This window comes from Silicimonas algicola (assembly GCF_003148765.1).
Taxonomy (GTDB): domain Bacteria; phylum Pseudomonadota; class Alphaproteobacteria; order Rhodobacterales; family Rhodobacteraceae; genus Silicimonas; species Silicimonas algicola.
In genome coordinates this window covers 715,481-731,747 of the sequence record NZ_QGGV01000001.1, presented here as the reverse complement: position 1 = coordinate 731,747, position 16,267 = coordinate 715,481, and the positions used below count along the sequence as shown (strand labels likewise).

At 66.0% G+C, this 16,267-nt stretch carries 19 protein-coding genes, 1 tRNA gene and 1 other RNA gene; 10 read left to right on the top strand and 11 right to left on the bottom strand.

Annotated features, from left to right (window positions below):
• A non-coding RNA gene (gene ssrS, locus C8D95_RS22895) (6S RNA) lies at window positions 1–158 on the bottom strand.
• A gap of 90 nt (window positions 159–248) precedes the next feature.
• Here ssrS and C8D95_RS03715 point away from each other — a divergent pair.
• Window positions 249–704, top strand: a complete 456-nt coding sequence (locus C8D95_RS03715; protein ID WP_109757762.1) for an MmcB family DNA repair protein — start codon at window positions 249–251, stop codon at window positions 702–704.
• Here C8D95_RS03715 and C8D95_RS03710 read toward each other — a convergent pair.
• The gene (locus C8D95_RS03710) at window positions 682–897 is read right to left on the bottom strand and encodes a DUF6324 family protein (RefSeq protein WP_109757761.1); all 216 of its coding nucleotides are present in this window, start codon (window positions 895–897) and stop codon (window positions 682–684) included. The genes C8D95_RS03715 and C8D95_RS03710 overlap by 23 nt on opposite strands.
• Before the next feature lie 98 nt (window positions 898–995).
• On the opposite strand from C8D95_RS03710, the gene C8D95_RS22835 reads away from it, so the two are divergent.
• Entirely contained in the window at window positions 996–1,904 is a 909-nt protein-coding gene (locus C8D95_RS22835; RefSeq protein ID WP_109757760.1) for a bifunctional helix-turn-helix transcriptional regulator/GNAT family N-acetyltransferase, read from the top strand.
• Window positions 1,905–1,951: 47 nt separating this feature from the next.
• Window positions 1,952–2,028, top strand: a tRNA-His gene (locus tag C8D95_RS03700).
• Window positions 2,029–2,043: 15 nt separating this feature from the next.
• Here the strand turns inward: C8D95_RS03700 and C8D95_RS03695 are convergent.
• Entirely contained in the window at window positions 2,044–3,528 is a 1,485-nt protein-coding gene (locus tag C8D95_RS03695) for an inorganic phosphate transporter (protein ID WP_109757759.1), read from the bottom strand.
• A gap of 70 nt (window positions 3,529–3,598) precedes the next feature.
• Window positions 3,599–4,057: an NUDIX hydrolase gene (locus C8D95_RS03690; RefSeq protein WP_109757758.1), complete on the bottom strand. Its 459-nt coding sequence runs from the start codon at window positions 4,055–4,057 to the stop codon at window positions 3,599–3,601.
• A 130-nt stretch (window positions 4,058–4,187) separates the two neighbouring features.
• Here C8D95_RS03690 and C8D95_RS03685 point away from each other — a divergent pair, with 130 nt between their 5' ends.
• On the top strand, window positions 4,188–4,817 hold the full coding sequence (locus tag C8D95_RS03685) for an alpha/beta hydrolase family protein (protein WP_109757757.1): 630 nt from the start codon (window positions 4,188–4,190) through the stop codon (window positions 4,815–4,817).
• On the opposite strand, the gene C8D95_RS03680 is transcribed toward C8D95_RS03685, so the two are convergent.
• Both C8D95_RS03680 and C8D95_RS03675 read right to left on the bottom strand, forming a co-directional pair.
• The gene (locus C8D95_RS03680; RefSeq protein WP_206508426.1) at window positions 4,814–5,974 is read right to left on the bottom strand and encodes an acyl-CoA dehydrogenase family protein; all 1,161 of its coding nucleotides are present in this window, start codon (window positions 5,972–5,974) and stop codon (window positions 4,814–4,816) included. The genes C8D95_RS03685 and C8D95_RS03680 overlap by 4 nt on opposite strands.
• Window positions 5,971–6,732, bottom strand: coding sequence for an SDR family NAD(P)-dependent oxidoreductase (locus C8D95_RS03675; protein WP_109757756.1), 762 nt, complete (start codon window positions 6,730–6,732; stop codon window positions 5,971–5,973). Before C8D95_RS03675 ends, C8D95_RS03680 begins: the two co-directional genes overlap by 4 nt.
• Window positions 6,733–6,820: 88 nt before the next feature.
• On the opposite strand from C8D95_RS03675, the gene C8D95_RS03670 reads away from it, so the two are divergent.
• Complete coding sequence (locus C8D95_RS03670) at window positions 6,821–7,561, top strand: metallophosphoesterase family protein (RefSeq protein ID WP_109757755.1); 741 nt, start codon at window positions 6,821–6,823, stop codon at window positions 7,559–7,561.
• Here the strand turns inward: C8D95_RS03670 and C8D95_RS03665 are convergent.
• Complete coding sequence (locus C8D95_RS03665; protein WP_338143051.1) at window positions 7,558–7,824, bottom strand: DUF6476 family protein; 267 nt, start codon at window positions 7,822–7,824, stop codon at window positions 7,558–7,560. The two genes, C8D95_RS03670 and C8D95_RS03665, sit on opposite strands and share 4 nt — an antisense overlap.
• A 31-nt stretch (window positions 7,825–7,855) precedes the next feature.
• On the opposite strand from C8D95_RS03665, the gene C8D95_RS03660 reads away from it, so the two are divergent.
• The 3 genes from C8D95_RS03660 to C8D95_RS03650 all read left to right on the top strand — a co-directional run bounded on the left by C8D95_RS03660 (window position 7,856) and on the right by C8D95_RS03650 (window position 10,522).
• Window positions 7,856–8,887 (top strand): RluA family pseudouridine synthase, encoded by a 1,032-nt coding sequence (locus C8D95_RS03660; RefSeq protein WP_109757753.1) that lies wholly within the window; start codon window positions 7,856–7,858, stop codon window positions 8,885–8,887.
• 191 nt (window positions 8,888–9,078) lie between these two features.
• Window positions 9,079–9,975, top strand: coding sequence for an RNA polymerase sigma factor RpoH (gene rpoH / locus C8D95_RS03655; protein WP_109757752.1), 897 nt, complete (start codon window positions 9,079–9,081; stop codon window positions 9,973–9,975).
• 145 nt (window positions 9,976–10,120) lie between these two features.
• Window positions 10,121–10,522 (top strand): nuclear transport factor 2 family protein, encoded by a 402-nt coding sequence (locus C8D95_RS03650; RefSeq protein WP_109757751.1) that lies wholly within the window; start codon window positions 10,121–10,123, stop codon window positions 10,520–10,522.
• 4 nt (window positions 10,523–10,526) lie between these two features.
• Here the strand turns inward: C8D95_RS03650 and C8D95_RS03645 are convergent, their stop codons facing one another.
• Window positions 10,527–11,654, bottom strand: coding sequence for a carboxylate-amine ligase (locus C8D95_RS03645; protein WP_109757750.1), 1,128 nt, complete (start codon window positions 11,652–11,654; stop codon window positions 10,527–10,529).
• Window positions 11,655–11,792: 138 nt separating this feature from the next.
• On the opposite strand from C8D95_RS03645, the gene C8D95_RS03640 reads away from it, so the two are divergent.
• Window positions 11,793–12,635, top strand: coding sequence for a sulfotransferase family protein (locus tag C8D95_RS03640; protein WP_109757749.1), 843 nt, complete (start codon window positions 11,793–11,795; stop codon window positions 12,633–12,635).
• Between the two features lie 69 nt (window positions 12,636–12,704).
• On the opposite strand, the gene C8D95_RS03635 is transcribed toward C8D95_RS03640, so the two are convergent.
• Genes C8D95_RS03635 through petA form a run of 3 tightly spaced genes read right to left on the bottom strand, consistent with a single transcriptional unit; the run spans window position 12,705 to window position 15,431 of the window.
• Window positions 12,705–13,505 (bottom strand): cytochrome c1, encoded by an 801-nt coding sequence (locus C8D95_RS03635; RefSeq protein ID WP_109757748.1) that lies wholly within the window; start codon window positions 13,503–13,505, stop codon window positions 12,705–12,707.
• A gap of 14 nt (window positions 13,506–13,519) precedes the next feature.
• Window positions 13,520–14,860, bottom strand: a complete 1,341-nt coding sequence (petB, locus tag C8D95_RS03630; RefSeq protein WP_109757747.1) for a cytochrome b — start codon at window positions 14,858–14,860, stop codon at window positions 13,520–13,522.
• Window positions 14,861–14,873: 13 nt separating this feature from the next.
• Entirely contained in the window at window positions 14,874–15,431 is a 558-nt protein-coding gene (gene petA / locus C8D95_RS03625) for a ubiquinol-cytochrome c reductase iron-sulfur subunit (protein WP_109757746.1), read from the bottom strand.
• A 218-nt stretch (window positions 15,432–15,649) separates the two neighbouring features.
• On the opposite strand from petA, the gene C8D95_RS03620 reads away from it, so the two are divergent.
• Window positions 15,650–16,222 (top strand): phosphatase PAP2 family protein, encoded by a 573-nt coding sequence (locus C8D95_RS03620; protein ID WP_109757745.1) that lies wholly within the window; start codon window positions 15,650–15,652, stop codon window positions 16,220–16,222.
• The last annotated feature ends 45 nt before the right edge of the window (window positions 16,223–16,267 follow it).

Genomic DNA, 16,267 nt, shown 5'->3' with positions numbered 1-16,267 from the left:
GACGGGACCACCGCAACCGTAGGGGCAACTAAATTCCCGAGGACCCGTTTTCACAGGTGGGCACCAGGTAGCCGGACCACGGTCCGGTCAGAGCCAGCTCCCTCGGAAGTATTTAAGGCCACCGGAATTTGACCCCGGCACGGGAAGGGCAGTACCCGCCACGGCCGAGATGTAGGCGTCACGCGCGCATCCGGCAAGGGGCTCCTTGGGGCTTGTCAACTGTTTACCTTTTGTTCACACTTGAGGGCATGCCTGACGATCTTCAGATGAAACCCGGACAGCTTCTTGCGCGAGGTGTGTGCCGCCACCTCGTCAGCCACGATTTCGTGACGGTCGAGGAGCTGACGCCCGCGCCTGGACTGCGCGTCGACATCATGGCTCTTGGTCCCCGTGGAGAAGTCTGGATCGTCGAATGCAAGTCCTGCCGAACCGACTTCACCTCCGACGGCAAGTGGCACAATTACCTCGAATGGTGCGACCGGTATTTCTGGGCGGTGGACGAGGCCTTTCCGACCGACCTGCTGCCGGACGGCACGGGTCTCATCATCGCCGACCAGTACGATGCCGAGATCATCCGCATGGCGCCCGAGACGAAACTCGCAGGGGCGCGACGGAAGGTGATGGTGCAGAAGTTCGCGCGCCACGCCGCGCTCAGGTGGCACGCGGTCCGTGATCCGGGGTTCAGCGTTTCCTGGGGCCTCTAGCGGAGGTGTCCCCCTGCGCCCTCGCCTTGGCGGCGGCGGCGCGGATCTCGTCAGCGATTTCCTCGGCCTCTTCAGGCTCGAAATCCATCGGGATCTGGATGCCGTTCCCCTCGATGTAGAGCCGGACCATGCCGAGACTTGTCGGCCCGATCTGGAGGTTCGCCTCGACGTTGCTTTCCTTGTTGATGCCCATGTCGCTGTCTCCGTTCCGCGCGGCAGGTAGCGCGAGGCCGAACGCCCGGCAAGCGCCATTCGCTTGACTCAGTCAAGCGTTCTGATCATCGTCGAGCCATGACACTCGACGCCATAGACCGGATTCGCGCCTTCAACCGAAGCTACACCGCAAGGATGGGGCTTCTCGAACGCGACTACCTTTCCTCCGACATGACCGTCACCCAGGTGCGCGTCCTTTATGAGCTCTGCGAGGACGGTCCGGTCAGCCTACGCGACCTCGCGACCCGGCTGGATCTCGACGAAGGGTATCTCAGCCGCCTCGTCGACCGTTTCGTGCGGCGAGGCTGGGTCCGCAAGCAGACCCCGCGCGACGACGCCCGCCGCCGCGTGATCGTGCCGCTGGACGCCGGCCGCGCCGCCTTCGAGCCACTCAAGGAACGCTCGCGCGCCGAAGTCGCCCGCAGGCTCGGCGGCGCCGAGGCCGGGGAAGTAGCCGCCGCCATCGCCGCCGTGGATCGCTCGCTCGCGGGCATCGACCCGGCGGATGTCTCTCTGCGCGACCTGGCCATCGGGGACGCGGGTTGGCTGGTCCAGCGCCACGGCGAACTCTACGCCCGCGACGAGGGCTTCGACGCCACCTTCGAGGCGCTGGTGGCCGAGATCCTCGCCACCTATATCCGGACCCGAGACGCCCAGGTGGAACGCGCCTGGATCGCCGAGCATGAGGGCAGCCGATTGGGCTCGATCTTCTGCGTCCGGTCCGGCGAACCCGGCGTGGCGAAGCTGAGGCTCTTCCTTCTCGAGCCCCGCGCACGGGGCCTGGGCCTGGGGCAGCGGCTGCTTGATGAATGCGTGGCCTTCGCCCGCAACAATGGGAATCACGCACTTCGCCTCTGGACGCATGAAAGCCACCGTGCGGCCTGCGCGCTCTATGCCCGGAACGGCTTTGCACTGGTCCGCTCCGAGCCGAAAACCTCGTTCGGCGTACCGGTGGTCGAACAGGAATGGGAGCTCGACCTAAGCTGATCTCGCGTCTTGCAATCGAAGGCGACGGGCGCTAGGGAAGCTGTCGTGCCGCCTTAGCTCAGTTGGTTAGAGCGCTGGAATGTGGATCCAGAGGTCCCCTGTTCAAGCCAGGGAGGCGGTACCATCCTCCCCTCTCCGATTACCCGGCGATGATGCCGATCCCATGGAAGATCACAGCCGACAGGATGGCCGCCGCCGGCACCGTGATGATCCAGGCGGCGATGATGGTCAGGAAGTGCGAGCGCCGCACCAGCTTGCGGCGGCGCCGTTCCTCGGGCGCGATCTCGGCGCGGTCGGGCATGGCGACGCGCATCTTGCGCATGCGCCTTTCGGAATGCCACTCGCGGAAGAAACCGACACCGAAGACCGCTCCGACCGCGATGTGGGTCGAACTGACGGGCAACCCCAGCCAGCTTGCAAGGATGACGGTGATTGCCGCCGACAACACGACGCAATAGGCGCGGACCGGGTTCAGCTTGGTGATCTGGCTTCCCACCATGCGGATCAGCTTGGGCCCGAAGAGGAACAGCCCGAACGAGATGCCGAAGGCGCCGATGATCATCACCCAGACGGGGATCGTGACGGCGTGGGTGAAGTCTCCCGTGCCCGAGGCCTGCACGATGGCCGCCAGAGGCCCGACCGCGTTGGCCACGTCGTTTGCTCCGTGTGCGAAGGACAGCAGGGCGGCGGACACGATAAGAGGGATGCCGAACAGGACCTTCAGCGAGCGGTTGCGGTTCTCGAGCCCCCGCGCCTGGCGTCGGGTCACGGGGATCATGCCAAGCCAGAAGGCTACGCCCACAGCAACGCCGATCAGCAAGGCCGCCGATAGCGAGAGGTCGATGAGCGACTTCAGGCCCTTCAGCGCCAGATACGCCGCGAAGGTTCCCGCCATGATGCCGACCAGCACCGGCACCCAGACCCGCGCCGCCGCGATCTTGTCGTCGCGGTAGACGATGCGCGACTTGATGAACCACAGGAATCCCGCCGCCACGGCGCCGCCGAGGACCGGCGAGACGACCCAACTCGCCGCGATGGCGCCCATGGTGCCCCAACTGACCGCACCGAAGCCCGCGGCAGCGATGCCCGCGCCCATGACGCCGCCGACGACGGAGTGCGTCGTCGATACGGGCGCACCGACCCAGGTCGCGAGGTTGACCCAGAGGGCCGAGGATAGAAGTGCGGACATCATCGCCCAGACGAAGACCTGGGGCGACCCCATGCTTTCCGGCGCGATGATGCCCTTGGCGATGGTCGACACGACGTCGCCCCCGGCGAGGAGCGCGCCGGCGCTTTCGAAGATCGCCGCGATGGCGATGGCGCCGCCCATGGTCAGCGCGTTCGCGCCCACGGCCGGACCCATGTTGTTGGCGACGTCGTTCGCCCCGATGTTCAGCGCCATGTAGGCTCCGAACACGGCGGCCACGACGACCACCAGCGTGTTCGACGTCTGACCGAAGAAAAGGGCGGCGGCGAGACCGGCAACGATCACGAAGATCAGGGCGACCCCGGTTCCGACCATGGGCCGTGCGACATAGGCCGTCGCGACCTCGAGGTTCGAGAACCGGCCCAGGTCGCGGTCCAGCGTCTCGAGGTGGCGTGCCTCGAAGTCCCTGCTTTCCATCGTCTAACCCCGCTCGAAAGGTAGGGGCCATGACTAGTCGGGAACGCAAGCCGGATCAACCGGCGCGGGATCAGAGCGCGAGAAGGATCGACTTCAACTCGGGCTCCTGCACCAGGTTCGCGGCCTCTTCCGGGCTGACCCACCTGCGGCTGCGCTGGTGCGCTTCGGGAAAGGATGTGGCCAGGCTTCGCACCTCGACCGGGAAGACCAGCGTTTCGACCGGGACGCCCCAGCCTTCGTCATAGGTCTTGGTATAGGTGTACCGGCCGATCGCCTCATCCCGCGCGTCGCCGTCCGAGACGCCGGCTTCCTCCCACGCCTCCTGAAGCGCCGAGCCGGACGCGTCCTTGCCCGGGATCGGCCAGCCCTTGGGCAGGATCCACCGCCCCGTGCCGCGGCTGGTCACAAGCAGGACTTCGCGCCCGGCATCGCCCGTGCGCCAGCACAACGCGGCCACCTGAAGCCGCGGCGGTCGCCGCAGCATGGGACGGACAAATCCGTCCCAGGCGTGCCTGAGGTGTTGGAGCATCGAGTTACCTGCCATATGTCTTTATTCTGATTGCAAAAAACATATAACATCGGATGAAGAAACGCAAACCGGCGGCCGTCCGACGACGTTCGGGAGTGGCGCGGTTGCACAGCTCCCTTGGGCGAGACCGATGGAACTTCTCTGCGACGGCCCCGAGACGGCTCCCATTACACTGCTTTTCGCCCATGGCGCCGGCGCGGCGATGGACAGCCCCGCCATGACGCTTTTCGCCAATGCCTTCGCCGCTGCCGAGCTCCGTGTCGCGCGCTTCGAGTTCGGCTACATGGCCGCGCGACGGTCGGGCGGCCGCAAGCCGCCGCCCAGGGCCGAGACGCTGATCCCCGAGGTTCTGAAGGCCGTCGACGCGGTCAACGCTTCCGGCAAGCTCCTTATCGGCGGCAAATCCATGGGTGGGCGTGTCGCAAGCATGGCCGCGAACGACCTGTCAGCCTCTGGCGGGATGGCGGGCCTCGTCTGCCTCGGCTATCCGTTCCATCCGCCGGGAAAGCCCGACCGACTGCGAACGGGGCATCTCGAGACGATGGTGACGCCCACGCTCATCTTCCAGGGCACGCGCGACCCCTTCGGCAGCCGGGACGAGGTCGACACCTATGCGCTGTCCCCCGCTATCGAAGTCCGCTGGATGGAAGATGGCGACCACGACCTCAAGCCTCGCAAACGCGAGACGGGCGCCACCCACGCCGACTATGCCGCTCGGATCGCCGGCGCCGTCGCTGTCTGGGCCTCTGCCTTGCCCTAGGCGTTTGCCTTGTCCCAGTCGCGGCGGATCTTCTTCGCCAGCGACCAGCGGTGGACCTCGGAGGGACCATCATAGATGCGGAAGGCCCGGACCTCGCGGAAGATCTGTTCCACGACCGTTTCGTCAGAGACGCCCGTCGCGCCCATGACCTGCACGCAGCGGTCGGCGACCCGCATCAGCGCTTCGCTGACCGCCACCTTCGTCATCGAGCTTTCGACAATGGCCGCGTCGCCCCGGTCGAGCGCATCTGCGCACCAGTCGATCATCAGTCCGCACTGGCGCAGGTCGATCATGTTGTCGGCCAGCATGAAGCCCACGCCCTCGTGGTCGATCAGGCGCTTGCCGAAGGCCTCGCGCCGGCAGACGTAGTCGGTCGCAATCTCCTGTGCCCGCAGGCAGGCGCCAAGCCATCTCATGCAATGCGTCAGCCGCGCGGGTGCAAGGCGGACCTGCGCATAGCGAAAGCCCTCGCCCGGCGCCCCCAGCATCTGGTCCGCTGGCACGCGAAGGCCGTCCAGCGCCACTGTGCAGTGTCCCCCGGGCAGGGAATTATCGATCGTGTTCGGCACGCTTTCGATTCGCACGGCCGGATCGGGCAGATCGATGACGAACATGCAGGCGCCCTCGTCGGCCTTCGCCATGACGATGCCGATGCCTGCCTGCGCGGCCTGCGTGATCCAACGCTTGCGCCCCTCGATCACCCAGTGGTTGCCGTCCTTCCGGCAGGTAGTCTTCATCATCGACGGGTCGGACCCTGCACCGCCCTCGGCGGAGGGTTCGGTCATGAAGAAGGCCGAGCGCACGCGGCCCTCGAGCATCGGCGCCAGGAACCGCGCCTTGATGTCGGCGCTGCCGATGGCGCCCAGAAGGAACATGTTTCCTTCGTCGGGCGAGGCCGTGTTGACGGCCAGAGGCCCGAGCGGCGACAGCCCCGAGGCGATCAGAACCGTGGCGGTATCGCGGTGCGACAGATGACTTCCGTCCGCGCGAATGTGAGGCGTCATCACGCCATGCTCGCGGGCGAGCGCGCGCAGGTCCTCGGTCAGCTCTGGCGCGGGCGCCCCGTGGTGATCCCGCCGGGGATCGCGTTCGAAGGGGACAACGATGCCGCGGACAAAGCTCTCGACCCGCTCGGCAATGGTTTCGGCCTCGGTCACTTCGGCGCCATGCGGATCGCTCCGTCCAGTCGGATGACTTCGCCGTTCAGCATCGGGTTCGTGACGATGGCCTCGACCAGTTGCGCGAATTCGTCGGGTTCTCCCAACCGCGACGGAAAGGGCACCTGCGCGGCGAGCGACGTCTGCGCCTCCTCGGGCAGAGAGGCGAGAAGGGGCGTCAGGAACAAGCCCGGCGCGATGGTCATCATGCGGATGCCGTAGCGTGCGAACTCTCGCGCCAGCGGCAGCGTCATACCTGCGATGCCAGCCTTGGAGGCGGCGTAGGCCGGCTGTCCGATCTGGCCGTCATAGGCGGCGACAGATGCGGTGGCGACGATCACGCCCCGCTCCTCGCCCACAGGATCGGCGTCGTGAAGACGAGCCGCGAACTTGGACAGCACGTTGAAGGTGCCGAGGAGGTTCACGTTCACGATCTTCGAGAACTCGGCCAACGGAAGCGCCTTGCCTTCGCGCGAGATCACCTTGGCGGGTGGCCCGATGCCGGCACAGGAGACGAGGATGCGCTGCTCGCCGGAGAATGCTTCCGCCGCGTCCAGACTCGCCTCGACCTGCGCCTCGTCGGTGACGTCCACACGCACGAAGCGGCCGCCGATCCTCTCGGCCAGCTCCTCACCCATCTCGGCGTTCAGGTCGAAAAGCGTGACCGTTGCCCCCGCCTTCGCCAGACGCTTCGCTGTCGCGGCCCCAAGGCCCGAGGCCCCGCCCGTCACGACCGCGCCCGCACCTTCGATCCGCATTGGCGCTCCTCCCTGTTTCTCCCGGTATAACCGACGGGCACGTCCGGGCAAGCTTGCGGGAGGCATCGTTCCGCGTCAGACATCGGGGATGGCGCTTGCGGTCATCGCGGACATCCACGGCAATCTCTCGGCGCTCGATGCTGTGCTCGCCGACATCGCGCGGCGCGGCGTGTCGCGGACCGTGAACCTCGGCGACTGCCTGTCCGGTCCGCTCGACGCCCGGGGCACGGCAGACCGGCTGATCGCGCTGGACCTGCCCACCGTGCGCGGCAACCACGACCGCCAGCTCGTCGACCGCTCCGCCGACCGGATGGGGCTTTGGGAGCGCTGGTGCATCGAGGATCTCGACCAAAGCCACCTGGACTGGGTCCGAGACCTTCCGCCCGTCCTCGAGGTGGACGGCGCTCTCCTGTGTCACGGCACGCCGGAAAGCGACGAGACGAACTGGCTGGACGAGCGCGACGGAACGGGTCTCGTCCTGCGCCCCGCAGAGGAGATCGCCGTCAAGGTTGCGGGTCTGCCGCAGTCGCTTTTCCTGTCCGCCCACACCCACGTCCCGCGCGTCGTGCGGCTGTGGGACGGACGGCTTTGCGTGAACCCCGGTTCGGTCGGATGCCCCGCCTACGCCGATACCCGCCTCGACCCGCCCTTCAGAATGGAGACCGGCGCGCCCGACGCGCGCTATGCCGTCGTTGAGCGGACCGGCGACACCTGGAGCGCCACCCTGATCGCCGTCCCCTACGACACGACACCGATGGTCACGCTGGCCGAGAAAAAGGGTGCCGACGACTGGGTCCACGCCCTGACCACCGGCCGCGTCCCGCTCTAGTCCGTCTCGACCTCGACCCTCTGCCTGAGCGCTCCGGTGACGCGGTCGTAGATCAGAATCTCGCCCCCATCCGTCACGACGGCAAACCAGCCCTCGCCCTGCGTGAAGGCCGTGGCGGTCGCACCCTCGGGCAGCACCACGTTCGAAGGAACATCGACGCGCGTCGCATCCGCGAACCGCATGACAAACAGCGCGACGATGGTTAGAACGCCCAGGATCATGGTGAGGGTCAGGACCGTCACCAGCCCCTTGAGGAACCTCACCGTTCCTTCCCCTGGAGACCCTGCCCCGCCGATGTCGTCGCCTTCTTCCCGCATCGTCCTCGTCACCATCGCGGCGGATCCTCCGCCGCGACTTGATAAGGCGCTGGCCCGCGATGTGCCAGAGGAGGCGCACCTGTCGCGCTCGCGGCTCGCGCGCCTGATGGCCGACGGAGCCGTGAAGAAAGACGGTGCGACCGTCACCGACATCAAGGCGAAGGTCGCGGAAGGCGAGACTTACGAGATCCTCGTTGAGGAAGCGACCGAGACCGAGATGGTGGCGGAAGACCTTCCGCTAAGCATCGTCTACGAGGACGCCGACCTCATCGTCATCGACAAGCCCGCGGGTCTCGTCGTCCACCCTGCGCCCGGATCGCTCTCGGGCACGCTGGTGAACGCGCTCCTGCACCATTTCGGAGGCGACCTTTCAGGCGTCGGCGGCGAGAAGCGGCCGGGCATCGTTCACCGGATCGACAAGGACACCTCGGGCCTGCTGGTGGTCGCGAAGTCCGACGCCGCGCACCACGGCCTCGCCCGCCAATTCGCGGCACACACCGTCGAGCGAAGCTACCTCGCGCTTTGTCACGGTGTCCCCAGTCCCGGCGATCCGAGGCTTGCCGGTGTGCGGGGCGTGTCCTTCGAAGCGGGCGGCGTCCTGAAGATCACGACGCAGCTCGCGCGCCACAAGACGGACCGCCAGCGGCAGGCTGTTCTGTTCGATGGCGGACGGCACGCCATCACGCGCGTCTCTCTGCGCGAAGCCTTCGGCAGCCACGCCGCCTTCGTCGAGTGCCGCCTCGAGACAGGGCGGACGCACCAGATCAGGGTCCACATGGCGCACGCCGGACATGCACTGATCGGCGACCCGACCTATGGCGGACGACGGAAGCTGCCCCAGGACGCCCCCGGTGCGGCGGAAGCGCAAGCTTTCCGGCGGCAAGCTCTGCATGCTGCGTCGCTCGGCTTCGTCCACCCTTTGACTGGCGAGGCCGTAAGGTTCGAAAGCCCCCTACCTGAAGACCTTTTCACGCTTCTCGCCGCCTTGCGCGGCACTCGCGGCGACTGAAACACTCGACGCAAAATCCGCACAACTGCGTGAGCCCGGACGGATTCGGTGGTCTGCCCTGCCTTGGCGCTACATGCTGTCCCTCGAACGGAGAGGCCGACCTCTTGCAGTCTTCACCCCTTGAACTGAACAGATCAGTTCACTATTTATGTTAAGCGCCCTAACATGGGTGCGGACAGGGAACGGACGACATGGCAAATTACAGCACACTTCCCGCGCCTTCTCCCGAGGGAGGCCTCAACCGGTATCTCCAGGAGATCCGGAAGTTTCCGATGCTTGAGCCGGAACAGGAATACATGCTCGCGAAACGGTGGGTCGAAGACCAGGACACCGAGGCCGCGCATCAACTTGTGACCTCGCACCTGCGTCTCGCTGCAAAGATCGCAATGGGGTATCGCGGCTATGGCCTGCCGCAGGCCGAGGTGATCTCGGAGGCGAACGTGGGCCTGATGCAGGCCGTGAAGCGCTTCGACCCCGAAAAGGGCTTCCGCCTCGCGACCTACGCGATGTGGTGGATCCGCGCCTCGATCCAGGAATACATCCTGCGGTCCTGGAGCCTCGTGAAGCTGGGCACGACCTCGGCGCAGAAGAAACTGTTCTTCAACCTGCGCAAGGCCAAGGCCCGGATCGGGGCACTCGAAGAGGGTGACCTCCGCCCCGAGCATGTCGAGCGGATCGCGAACGACCTGAACGTCACGCACGAGGAAGTCATCTCGATGAACCGCCGCATGTCGGGCGGCGATGCATCGCTGAATGCCACCATCTCGGCCGACGGCGACGGCGCGGCGCAATGGCAGGACTGGCTGGAAGACGAGGATGCCGACCAGGCCTCGGACTATGCCGAGCGGGACGAGTTGGAAATCCGGCGCGAACTGATGGCCGAGGCGATGACCGTCCTCAACGAGCGCGAGCAGGACATCCTGACGCAGCGCCGGCTGATGGACAGCCCCGTGACGCTCGAGGAGCTGTCGGGCCAATACGGTGTAAGCCGCGAGCGCATCCGCCAGATCGAGGTGCGCGCCTTCGAGAAGCTGCAGCAGAAGATGCAGGACCTTGCGAAGCAGAAGGGCATGCTCGAACCGGCGTGATCCTTCTCCAGCGAAAACCAACAGGCCCCCGGATCGCTTCGGGGGCCTGTTGCATATGAGCGGACGGTGGCTGTCGCCGGTCAGAGTTCCGGAACTATCGCTTCGCCGACCGTGTTTTTCCTGAAGCACCGCAAGGAGAGATACGATGACCGAGCAGAAACCCATCGAGGACGAGATCGTTGGTCTGGAGAAATCCTATTGGGATGCGATCAAGCGGAAAGACGGCAAGACGACCGCCAGCTTGTCAGGTAAGACCAGCCTCGTGACTGGCGCCAATGGCGTGATGTCGATCGAGAAGGACAAGATGGGTTCCATGACGGAAGAGGGATCGTGGGAGCTTAAGTCCTATGAATTCTCTGACGTTTCGGTCGTGACACCGTCGCCCGACGTCGCAATCATCGTCTACAAGGTCACTCAGACCGTATCCATGGACGGCACGGACCGGGAATTCACCGCTGCCGACAGCTCGACATGGATTCGCGGCAGCGAGGGCTGGGAATGCCATGCACACAGCGAGACGATCCTGACCGACCAGAAGGCCGCCTGAGCCGTCAAAGATCCTGCGTGAACTCGGCGACAAGCGACGACAGGACGGCGTGCATCGCTCTCGGACGCGACCCTGTCAGCCCAAGCTCACGCTCGTGGATCTCTCTCTGGCGGTCGGCGCTGTTGCCACCCAGAAGGATATCGCGCGCGCCTTCGATCTCGGCGAGGCAAGACAGGGCTTCGGCATCCTCGGAGAGAAGCTCGATCATCTCTTCCAGCAGATCGGCGAAAGGCACGACCTCGCCCCGGCCGAAGTCGATCAGCCCCTCCGTCATGCCATAGCGCTGCGCGCGCCAGCGGTTCTCGCCTACAAGAAACTGGTCGTAGATCCGCCAGCGCTGGTTCTTCACCTTCAGCCGCCAAAGCATCCGCATCAGGCATTGCGTGAGCGCCGCGATGGACAGCGCGTGTTCCATGCGCGGACTCATGTCGCAGATGCGGCTTTCCAGAGTGGGGAACCGGTCCGACGGACGCATGTCCCACCAGACCTTCGTCGCGTCCTCGATGGCGCCGGTCCGCACGATGGCCTCGACCGCGCGGCGATAGCTGCCGTGGCTTTCGAGTCGCGGCGGCAGCCCGGTCCGGGGCAGGTTGTCGAAGACGGTCAGCCGATAGCTGGCCAGACCGGTGTCCTCGCCTTGCCAGAATGGCGAGGAGCAGGACAGCGCAAGGAGGTGCGGCAGGAAATAGGTCGCCTGATTCATCAGGTCGATCCGCAGGTCGTCGTCCTCGATCCCGATGTGGACGTGCATCCCGGAAATCAGCAGGCGACGTGCCACCCCGGCAAGGTCATGGCTGAGCGCGTTGTAGCGGTCCTTGTCGGTATGCGCCTGCGTCTTGTAGTCGGCGGTCGGATGGCACGATGCGGCAAGCGGCACGAGGCCGTGACGGCCGGCGGTCTCGGCCACGGTTGAGCGAAGGCGCTTCAGATCCTCGCGCGCCTCGGCGATCGTCTGGCACACGACGGTGCCGATCTCGACTTGGCAACGCAGGAATTCGGGCGATACCTGGTCGCCGAGGGCGGCGCGGCAATCCTCCATCAACTCGGGCGTCGCCTCGGCGAGGTCGAGCGTGTCCCGGTCGACCAGAAGGTATTCCTCCTCGATCCCCATGGTGAATGTCGGCTCGGTCATGGTGGCCCTCCCCCGGCTCATAGAATAGCCCGCAGCCCTCCACGGCAAGCGTCACCCTCCTGTCATCAAAGCGAAACCCTCGCGTTACGCGGCAGGCGCATCCTCACAGGCGAATGGCCACGAGGGGGAACCGGGACCATGTTCGCTGCCGACGTGTATCTGATCGGGGCCCAGAAGTCGGGCACCACATTCCTTGCCTCGCGCCTGGGCCGCAGCCCGGAGGTCTGCCTGTCCGACCCGAAAGAACCCCAGTTTTTCAGCCTGCACTACCAGAAGGGCTTCGACGCCTATCGCCGGACGTTCCGAGACCCCGGTGCGCGGCTCAAGGTCGATGCCTCGACGACCTATACCTTCCTCCGCCCGGCGCATCGTCTGTCGGACGGCGACGCGCCGGGCCTGACCGCTCCCGTCCCGCAGCGCATCCGCGAGGTCGCGCCGCACGCGCGCCTCGTCTATGTCATGCGCGATCCGGTCGAGCGCGCGATGTCGGCCTGGCGTCACATCCATCGGGGCGAACGCGCTCCGGACGGACCGCTTTCGCTGCCCGACGTCCTGGACGCCGACCCGATGCTCGAGCTGGTGGGACGATACGCCGACCAGATCGAGCGCTACCTCGCCGAGTTTCCGCCCGAGAGGTTCCTGTTCCTGAGGTTCGAGGATCTGACCCTTCGCGCGCCAGAGGTTCTGACCCGGCTGGCGCATTTCCTTGACCTCGATGAAGCGCCGCTTCTGGAACCCCAGCAGACGGATGAAACCCATGCCGCCCACGGCCTCAGCGTTGCCGGTCGGCTCGCGAAGAAAGTGCCGGGCGTCAGGGAGGCCGTTCGCCGCCGCCTGCCGCCCGCGGTGCGAAGCCGCATCGCCGATCTCGTCCTGCGACGGCCAGCGCCAAAAGTGGCCTTCACCGGCCATGACACGGCAGCCGAACGCTTTGCCAGTGACCGCCGCCGGGTGATGGAACTGACAGGCCTCGCAGTCTGACCCCTGGAAAACGAAAAAGGCGCCGCGCGATCCCTCGCCCGGCGCCTTCTGATAACTCTGGCCGGCGGATTATTCGGCCGGGTGAATGCCCTTCTTCTTGATGGGCATCCAGATGCGCTTGTTTGTCAGGTACAGAAGCACGCCGAGCAGGATCAGGAACAGGACGGCGACGAAGCCCGTCTCCTTCCGTGCGTTCAGCTTCGGCTCGGCGGCCCACATCAGGAAGGCGGCGACGTCCTCGGCCTGCTGTTCCACCGATGCCGTGGTGCCGTCCTCGTAGGTCACGCCCTCCTCGATCAAGGGCGGCGGCATGGCGATCCAGCCACCAGGGAAGGCGGTGTTCTCGTAGAAGATCGTACCTGCCTGCTCGCGCTCCTCGCCGGTATAGCTGGTGAGAATGGCACGGATGTATTCCGGTCCGCCGATGCCGCGGAAGAACTGGCTGATGCCGGTGCCGTAGGGCCCGTGAAACGCTGCGCGCGCCTTTGCCATGAGGCTGAGGTCGGGTGCGTTCTCGAGCGCCGACATGGGGAAGTGGTCGTTCGGTTCCGCCGTGCGGAATTCGCCCGTCTCGGCGTCCTCGACCTCGTAGAAGGCCGCATAGGCGCGAACCTGATCCTCGGGCAGGTGAGGACCGCCCTCGTCTCCGAGCGTGCGGATCGGGACGTAGCGAAGTCCGTGACAGCCGGCGCAGACCTCGGTGTAGATCTGCAGGCCACGCTGAAGCTCGAAGGTCTCGTAGGTGCCGAAGGGGCCTTCGAACGAGAAGGCGTGATCCTCAATGTGTCCCTCGCCGGTTTCGGCGGCGAGAGCGGGAACTGCCGCCAGCCCGAGAGCGGCGATCGCGGAAAGGGTGATCTTGCGGATCATGGGTCTTGGTCCTTTCATTCCGCGGGGTTCACGGCGGTGTGTGTGCCGCCGGTCTCGGAGTAGTGGGCGTCGAAGTCGGCCTCGATGGTGGCCGGCCGCGGCAGGGGCTTCTCCATCACGCCGAGAAGCGGGAGAATGACGAGGAAGTAGGCGAACCAGTAGGTCGACGCGATCAGCGCGATGGTCGAATACGGCGGCTCGGCCGGCTGCGCGCCGCACCACATCAGGACGACGAAGTCGACCACCAAAAGCCAGAACCACCACTTGAACATCGGGCGATAGCGGCCCGAGCGCACGGACGAGGTGTCGAGCCAGGGCGCCAGCGCCATGACCACGATCGCGCCGAACATGGCGAGGACGCCGAAGAGCTTTGCGTCGACGATACCGCCGGTCACGAAGTCCGCGATGATCACGACCCACACGTCCGCCGTGAAGGCGCGCAGGATCGCGTAGAACGGCAGGAAGTACCATTCGGGCACGATGTGCGCGGGCGTCGCGAGCGGGTTCGCCTCGATGTAGTTGTCGGGGTGGCCGAGGTAGTTCGGCATGAAGCCCACGACGGCGAAGAAGATCGCAAGGATGATCGCCAGCGCGAAGAGGTCCTTCAGCACGTAGTACGGCCAAAACGGCACGGTGTCCTTTTCCGCCACTTCCTTCGAGTCGCGGCGAACCTCGACCCCGGTCGGGTTGTTGTTGCCAGTGGTGTGGAAGGCCCAGATGTGGACGGCGACCAGCGCCGCGATGACGAAGGGCAAAAGGTAGTGCAGCGAGAAGAAGCGGTTCAGCGTCGCGTTGTCGACCGCCGGTCCGCCAAGAAGCAGGGTCTGGATCGGCTCGCCCACCAGCGGGATCGCCCCGAAGAGGCCGGTGATGACGGTCGCGCCCCAGAAGGACATCTGGCCCCAGGGCAGGACGTAACCCATGAAGGCGGTGCCCATCATCAGGACGAAGATCAGGATACCGATGATCCAGGTCACCTCGCGCGGCTCCTTGTAGGAGCCGTAGTAGAGGCCGCGGAAGATATGGAGATAGACCGCGAAGAAGAACAGCGAGGCGCCGTTCATGTGCGCGTAGCGGATCATGTGGCCGGCGTTCACGTTCCGCATGATGTGCTCGATCGACGCGAAGGCCATGTCGACATGCGGCGTGTAGTGCATCGCCAGCACGATGCCGGTTCCGATCTGCAGAAGAAGGCAGAAGGTCAGGACGATGCCCCAGATCCACATCCAGTTCAGGTTCTTGGGCGTGGGGATCATCAGCGTGTCGTAGAGAAGCCCCACGATCGGCAGGCGGCGGTAAAGCCAGCTCTCGCTTGAGGTCTTCGGTTCGTAGTGGTCGTGCGGAATGCCAGCCATGGTCGTGTCCCCCTCAGCCCAGCACCAGTTCCGTGCCGTCGAAAACGGCAGGAGGAACGGGAAGATTCTCGGGCGCGGGTCCTTTGCGGATGCGTCCTGCGGTATCGTAGTGCGAACCGTGGCAGGGGCAGAACCAGCCGCCGAAGTCGCCGGCCTCGCCCAGGGGAACGCAGCCCAGGTGCGTGCAGACGCCCATCTGGACCAGCCATTCGCCCGTTTCTTCCAGCGCCCGGTTCGCGTCGATCGCGGGCGAGCCGTCCGGGATGTTCGCGTTGCGCGCAAAAGGGTCAGGCAGCGTCGAGACGTCGACGCCTCTCGCCGCCTCGATCTCTTCCGCCGTGCGGCGGCGGATGAACACGGGTTTGCCGAGCCATTTGGCGGTCAGCTGCGTCCCTTCCTCGATCCCCGAGACATCGACCCGGACCGACGCCAACGCCTGCACGTCGGCCGAAGGATTCATCTGGTTCACCAGCGGCCAGACCGCAGCGCCGACGGCGACCGCCCCGGCCCCGCCGGTGGCGTAGTAAAGGAAATCCCGGCGAGTGCCTTCATGGTCTTCTGCGTGCGACACGAGCGTCTCCTCAGTTCTTTCGGGAGTCGATCCCAAGACGACGGGCCGGGACGCACCCGGCCGGTTGGGCGGGTTGATAGCGCCGCACGCGCAAGGCGTCCAGCGGACATTCGACCGCACCTCGCCGGACCGACACGCAAATTTCGCGAGACGGTTGCACGAGCTTCACGTCCGGCGGCTCCAAGAGGTCCGAGCAGTCGAGCCCGCGAGGCACAGTCATGGAGCAGGTCGCATCTGAATCGACCGAGGAGGGCCCGCAGGACAGGCGCCGCCGCCCCGCATCGGTCGCGCCGACGCTGACCGCCGCAGCACTTGCGACCGCCGTCCTGCTGGTCGCGGCCCCCTTCCCGCGCGAGGCCCGCGTCGACGCGGCGAGCGCCGTGCTTCCCCTGGCCGGTCTTGCCTGCGCCGTCGCCTCGGGAAACGGCGGCGGCTACCTTCTGGGCTATGCCGCGACCCTCGGCACAGTTCGCGGCGTCAAGTCCGTGACCGCGGACATGGACCTCGGGCGACGGCCGAACGGGTTCGGCCGCGGCTTTCCCTCCAGTCATTCGGCGTCGGCGGCCTACGGGGCGTCGCGGCTGGTGGCGACCTGTCTCAGCGCCGCGCCCGTCGCACGGACGGTGGCTGCGGGCGTGGCGGCCCTGACGGGAGCGGGCCGGATCGAGGATGACCACCATGACGCGATCCAGGTCATCGCGGGGCTTGTCTTCGGCCTGGGCTTCGAACGCCTGTTCCGCCGCAGTCGGCGGCAAGTGAGAGCCCGGTCTCCGGACCGGCGTCCCGCGTGATCACAGCGCCACATTTTCAAATCAAAGCAGCGACTTCCGGGTGTC

Bases quoted from the DNA above. Each gene is read 5' to 3' on its own strand.
- C8D95_RS03690 (WP_109757758.1), bottom strand. From the start codon at position 4,057: ATGCTCCAACACCTCAGGCACGCCTGGGACGGATTTGTCCGTCCCATG.
- C8D95_RS22835 (WP_109757760.1), top strand. From the start codon at position 996: ATGACACTCGACGCCATAGACCGGATTCGCGCCTTCAACCGAAGCTAC.
- C8D95_RS03675 (WP_109757756.1), bottom strand. From the start codon at position 6,732: ATGCGGATCGAAGGTGCGGGCGCGGTCGTGACGGGCGGGGCCTCGGGC.
- C8D95_RS03660 (WP_109757753.1), top strand. From the start codon at position 7,856: ATGTCGTCGCCTTCTTCCCGCATCGTCCTCGTCACCATCGCGGCGGAT.
- C8D95_RS03715 (WP_109757762.1), top strand. From the start codon at position 249: ATGCCTGACGATCTTCAGATGAAACCCGGACAGCTTCTTGCGCGAGGT.
- C8D95_RS03645 (WP_109757750.1), bottom strand. From the start codon at position 11,654: ATGACCGAGCCGACATTCACCATGGGGATCGAGGAGGAATACCTTCTG.
- C8D95_RS03640 (WP_109757749.1), top strand. From the start codon at position 11,793: ATGTTCGCTGCCGACGTGTATCTGATCGGGGCCCAGAAGTCGGGCACC.
- rpoH (WP_109757752.1), top strand. From the start codon at position 9,079: ATGGCAAATTACAGCACACTTCCCGCGCCTTCTCCCGAGGGAGGCCTC.
- C8D95_RS03650 (WP_109757751.1), top strand. From the start codon at position 10,121: ATGACCGAGCAGAAACCCATCGAGGACGAGATCGTTGGTCTGGAGAAA.
- C8D95_RS03620 (WP_109757745.1), top strand. From the start codon at position 15,650: ATGGAGCAGGTCGCATCTGAATCGACCGAGGAGGGCCCGCAGGACAGG.
- C8D95_RS03710 (WP_109757761.1), bottom strand. From the start codon at position 897: ATGGGCATCAACAAGGAAAGCAACGTCGAGGCGAACCTCCAGATCGGG.
- C8D95_RS03635 (WP_109757748.1), bottom strand. From the start codon at position 13,505: ATGATCCGCAAGATCACCCTTTCCGCGATCGCCGCTCTCGGGCTGGCG.
- petB (WP_109757747.1), bottom strand. From the start codon at position 14,860: ATGGCTGGCATTCCGCACGACCACTACGAACCGAAGACCTCAAGCGAG.
- C8D95_RS03685 (WP_109757757.1), top strand. From the start codon at position 4,188: ATGGAACTTCTCTGCGACGGCCCCGAGACGGCTCCCATTACACTGCTT.
- C8D95_RS03695 (WP_109757759.1), bottom strand. From the start codon at position 3,528: ATGGAAAGCAGGGACTTCGAGGCACGCCACCTCGAGACGCTGGACCGC.
- C8D95_RS03670 (WP_109757755.1), top strand. From the start codon at position 6,821: ATGGCGCTTGCGGTCATCGCGGACATCCACGGCAATCTCTCGGCGCTC.